We start from the raw sequence: 642 nt of genomic DNA on the forward strand, positions 1-642 counted from the left end.
TATCGGTAGTTAACCCTTCCTCCTACACTCTCCACAATCATGTCCGAGCGTTGCACTTATTATCTGAATTCGCGCAGCAACATGAATTTCAACTGCTGACGGCGCACAACAGTGCGCCAATAAAAATGTGGACTCACGGGGTCCCGGTCGAGCCTGAGGCGCGTGAACAGTTACAGAACACCGCGAAGATGCCGTTTATTTTCCAGCATCTGGCAGTGATGCCTGACGTGCATCTCGGTAAAGGCTCCACCATCGGTAGCGTGATCCCAACCAAAGGGGCCATCATTCCGGCGGCGGTCGGCGTGGATATTGGCTGCGGGATGATCGCCGTTCGTACCTCGCTCCTCGCGAGCGATCTGCCCGATAATCTGAGCGGGCTGCGTAGCGCGATCGAACAAGCGGTGCCACACGGGCGCACCAGTACCCGTTCCGGGCGTGATAAGGGGGCGTGGGATACACCGCCGCAGGAGGTGGATAACCACTGGTCCATGCTGGCCGAGCGGTTTAAACGCCTGACGGATAACTATCCGCAGTTGCTGAAAACCAATAATTATCAGCATCTGGGAACCTTAGATAGTGTCGTCACGAGGATAAAAATCATTGATAATAGGGCCTTCTAATCAGAAGGCCCTATTATCATGA

Annotated in this window: 1 pseudogene; it reads left to right on the forward strand. The window is 54.2% G+C overall.

Going from position 1 to position 642, the window contains the following annotated elements:
* Positions 1-125: 125 nt before the first annotated feature.
* Positions 126-572, forward strand: a pseudogene (locus ACSZPU_RS26165) (RtcB family protein); the annotation flags it as partial.
* Positions 573-642 lie beyond the last annotated feature (70 nt).

It is taken from the genome of Phytobacter sp. V69 (genome assembly GCF_965644215.1).
Lineage (GTDB): Bacteria > Pseudomonadota > Gammaproteobacteria > Enterobacterales > Enterobacteriaceae > Phytobacter.